The sequence below is a fragment of the Pseudomonas sp. genome (assembly GCF_030696055.1).
In the GTDB taxonomy this organism is placed as follows: Bacteria; Pseudomonadota; Gammaproteobacteria; order Pseudomonadales; family Pseudomonadaceae; genus Aquipseudomonas.
In genome coordinates this window covers 1-4532 of the sequence record NZ_JAUYNP010000285.1, presented here as the reverse complement: position 1 = coordinate 4532, position 4532 = coordinate 1, and the positions used below count along the sequence as shown (strand labels likewise).

At 63.5% G+C, this 4532-nt stretch carries 3 protein-coding genes; all 3 read left to right on the top strand.

From position 1 onward, the window contains the following. A partial coding sequence (gene purL, locus Q8Q83_RS16800; protein WP_305625272.1) for a phosphoribosylformylglycinamidine synthase occupies positions 1–3306 on the top strand: 3306 nt, incomplete at its 5' end. Between the two features lie 18 nt (positions 3307–3324). After that, entirely contained in the window at positions 3325–3594 is a 270-nt protein-coding gene (locus Q8Q83_RS16795) for a CDGSH iron-sulfur domain-containing protein (RefSeq protein ID WP_305625271.1), read from the top strand. A gap of 228 nt (positions 3595–3822) precedes the next feature. After that, positions 3823–4140 (top strand): YqfO family protein, encoded by a 318-nt coding sequence (locus Q8Q83_RS16790; RefSeq protein WP_305625270.1) that lies wholly within the window; start codon positions 3823–3825, stop codon positions 4138–4140. Positions 4141–4532 lie beyond the last annotated feature (392 nt).

Genomic DNA, 4532 nt, shown 5'->3' with positions numbered 1-4532 from the left:
AACCCCCATGACATCGAACTGATGATGTTCGCCCAGGCCAACTCCGAGCACTGCCGGCACAAGATCTTCAACGCCAGCTGGGATATCGACGGCCAAGCCCAAGAAAAATCCCTGTTCGGCATGATCAAAAACACCCATCAGCTGCACGGCGAAGGCGTGTTGTCCGCTTATAAGGACAACGCCGCGGTAATAGTCGGCCACAGCGCCGGGCGCTTCTACCCGAACGCGCAAACCCGCCAGTACGGTGCGACCCAGGAGCCGGTGCATATCCTGATGAAGGTGGAGACCCACAACCACCCGACCGCCATCGCGCCGTTCCCCGGTGCCTCTACCGGTTCCGGCGGCGAGATCCGCGACGAAGGCGCCACCGGTCGTGGGGCCAAGCCCAAGGCCGGCCTGACCGGTTTCACCGTGTCCAACCTGCAGATCCCCGGTTTCGAGCAGCCCTGGGAAGTGCCGTACGGCAAGCCCGAGCGCATCGTCACCGCGCTGGACATCATGATCGAAGGCCCGCTGGGCGGCGCGGCGTTCAACAACGAATTCGGCCGTCCGGCCCTGACCGGTTATTTCCGCACCTTCGAGCAGGCGATCCAGACCCCGCGTGGCGAAGAAGTACGGGGTTATCACAAACCGATCATGCTCGCCGGCGGCATGGGTAATATCCGCGCCGAACATGTGCAGAAGGGCGAGATCACCATCGGCTCCAAGCTGATAGTGCTCGGCGGCCCGGCCATGTTGATCGGCCTGGGTGGCGGCGCCGCTTCCTCGATGGCCACCGGCACCAGCTCGGCCGATCTGGATTTCGCCTCGGTGCAGCGCGAGAACCCGGAAATGGAACGCCGCTGCCAGGAGGTCATCGACCGTTGCTGGCAGCTGGGCGACAACAACCCGATCAGCTTTATCCACGACGTCGGCGCCGGCGGTTTGTCCAACGCCTTCCCGGAGCTGGTCAACGACGGCGGTCGCGGCGGACGTTTCGAGCTGCGCAACGTGCCGAACGACGAGCCGGGCATGGCGCCCCATGAAATCTGGAGCAACGAATCCCAGGAACGTTACGTGCTGGCGGTGGATGCCGCCGACTTCGAGCGTTTCCAGGCGATTTGCGAGCGCGAGCGCTGCCCCTTCGCGGTAGTCGGCGAGGCCACCGAAGCAGCCCACCTGACCGTCACCGACAGCCATTTCGGCAACAACGCCGTGGACATGCCGCTCAACGTGCTGCTCGGCAAGGCGCCACGCATGCACCGTTCGGCCAGCCGCGAAAGCGAGCTGGGCGATGACTTCGATGCCGGCAGCCTGGCCATAGACGAGACAGTCACCCGCGTGCTGCATCACCCGGCCGTGGCCAGCAAGAGCTTCCTGATCACCATCGGCGACCGCAGCATCACCGGTCTGGTGGCGCGCGACCAGATGGTCGGTCCCTGGCAGGTGCCGGTGGCCGATTGCGCCGGGACCGCCACCAGTTTCGATGTCTACACCGGCGAAGCCATGGCCATGGGCGAGCGCACGCCGCTGGCGCTGCTGGATGCCGCGGCATCCGGGCGCATGGCGATCGGCGAGACCCTGACCAACCTGGCCGCCTCGCGCATCGAGGCGATCGGCGACATCAAACTGTCCGCCAACTGGATGGCCGCCGCCGGCCACCCGGGCGAGGACGCGCGCCTGTACGACACGGTCAAGGCCGTCGGCATGCAGCTGTGCCCGGAGTTGGGCATCTGCATTCCGGTGGGCAAGGACTCGATGTCGATGCAGACCCGCTGGACGGATGCAGGCGCGGAGAAGAGCGTTACCTCGCCGCTGTCCTTGATCGTCACCGGCTTCGCCCCGGTCAGCGATATTCGCAAGACCCTGACCCCGCAACTGCGTATGGACAAGGGCGAAACCGACCTGATTCTGATCGACCTGGGCCGTGGGCAGAACCGTCTGGGCGCCTCGATCCTTACCCAGGTCTACGGCAAGCTCGGCAGCCAGGCGCCGGACGTCGACGATGCCGAAGACCTCAAGGCCTTCTTCGCCGTGATCCAGGGCCTGAACGCCGACGGCAGCCTGTTGGCCTACCACGATCGCTCCGACGGCGGCCTGTTGGTCAGCGCGCTGGAAATGGCCTTCGCCGGCCATTGCGGCCTCAATCTGTTCCTCGATGCGCTGGCCGATGGCCGCGAGGACCTGGCCGCGGTGCTGTTCAACGAAGAGTTGGGCGCGGTGATCCAGGTGCATCAGGACGCGACTCCTGAAGTCCTGGCGCAGTTCAGCGCCGCCGGTCTGGGCGATTGCGTGGCGGTGATCGGTCGGCCGGTCAACAGCGACGAGGTGGCGATCAGCTTCAATGGCCAGCCGGTGTTCGGTGGCCAGCGCAGTCAGCTGCAGCGTCAGTGGGCGGAAACCAGCTACCGCATCCAGCGTCTGCGCGATAACGCCCAGTGCGCCGATCAGGAGTTCGCCGCGCTGCTGGAAGAAGACAACCCGGGTCTCTCGGTCAAGCTCGGTTTCGACGTCAACCAGGACATCAGCGCACCTTACATCCGCAAGGGCGTGCGTCCGCAGATCGCCGTGCTGCGCGAGCAGGGCGTCAACGGTCAGGTGGAAATGGCCGCAGCCTTCGATCGCGCCGGTTTCAACGCCATCGACGTGCATATGAGCGACATCCTCAGCGGTCGCGTCAGCCTGGACGAGTTCAAGGGCCTGGTGGCCTGCGGCGGCTTCTCCTATGGCGACGTGCTGGGCGCCGGCGAAGGCTGGGCCAAGTCGATTCTGTTCAACGCCCGGGCTCGCGATGGCTTCCAGGCCTTCTTCGAGCGCAAGGACAGCTTCGCCCTCGGCGTGTGCAACGGTTGCCAGATGATGAGCAACCTGCACGAGCTGATCCCCGGCAGCGAGTTCTGGCCGCACTTCGTGCGCAACCGCTCCGAGCAGTTCGAGGCGCGGGTGGCCATGGTCCAGGTGCAGGAGTCGGCGTCGATCTTCCTGCAGGGCATGGCCGGTTCGCGCATGCCGATCGCCATCGCCCACGGCGAAGGCCATGCCGAGTTCGAGAACGAAGAGTCCCTGCTCGAAGCCGACCTGTCCGGTTGCGTGGCCATGCGCTTTATCGACAACCACGGCAAGGTCACCGAAGCCTACCCGGCCAACCCCAACGGCTCGCCGCGCGGGATTACCGGCCTGACCAGCCGTGACGGCCGCGTGACCATCATGATGCCGCACCCGGAGCGGGTGTTCCGCGCCGTGCAGAACTCCTGGAAGCCGGACGACTGGCAGGAAGATGCCGGCTGGCTGCGCATGTTCCGCAACGCCCGGGTCTGGGTGGATTGATCGGGGTGGCGCGGGCTTATGCTGAATAAGTCTGCGCCTGTCCTGCCCGAGGTACGCCAGGTCAAACCTGGCGCTACCTCGTTGCTGTGCCGCTGCGGGCGCTCGCCCCAGCTTCCCGATTGCCCCTCCAGCTGCAGCCATGGGCTGCGCCTCGATCCTGTCCAAGAGAAGCTTCTGCTGCTGTGCCGTTGCGGCCATTCGCGGCATTTGCCCTATTGCGATGGCAGCCATAGCCCGCCTGCGCCTGGTTTTAAGGCGCGCTGGCGACGTTTCTGGCGTGGGCTCTAGGCCTGTGACTGGTGTGGGCGCGCGGCGGCGAAGTGATAAGCGGCATAGGGTTGGCGCCTGTCGGCAAGCTAAGCTCTAGGTGACTGGGCGCACTGAACGCAGCTGAAATTAGCCAGTCATAATTGGCAACTGTGATGAGTGCCTCGAACCGCGTCAGGGGCAAAGTGCCATTATTCTGTGGCATCATTATTGGGCTATTTCTATTCCGCCGTGCCTGTGGAGACCTCGATGTACAAGCTGTGTTTTTATGTCCCGGAAACTCATCTGGAAGAGGTTAAAAGTGCTGTGTTTGCAGCGGGTGGTGGGCGTGTGGGGGCTTATGACAGTTGCTGCTGGCAAACCTTGGGGCAGGGGCAGTTCCGTCCGTTGCCGGGTAGTCAGCCGTTTGTCGGCCAGGTTGGGTTGACCAAGCAGGTGGCCGAGTGGAAGGTCGAGTTGGTGGTGGCCGACGAGCTGATCCACGATGCGGTCAAGGCGCTGAAGAAAAACCATCCTTACGAAACGCCGGCCTTTCAGGTGTGGCGTCTGTCAGATATTCAATTCTGAGAACCTGCCAAAGTCTGCTGCGCGTCGGCCCTGCTGCGTTAAAAACAGACTCGGCAGCCGCTTGCGGCTAACGCACTTCAGTGCGGCCCGAAGGGCGAGTACAGCGAGTTATGCTCATTTACAGCTCGTAAACTCCGCTTCCTCGCCGTTTTGACCAGCCGGAGGCTGTTACTAACGTAGCGCCTTGCATGGCTCTAGCTCGCGAGACTTTGAGCAGGTTCAGATGTTTTGCATACAAAAGGCACCCGCGTGGCTAATGCCGATCAGTTAAGCCCTCTTACTTGACCTTTGGCCGCAAGAAATCAAAATCCGATGCCAGTATTGGCATCGGATTTTTTATGCGTCTCGCTCGGGCACTGGAACTCACCCACAACCTCGCCTCCACTCCCAAC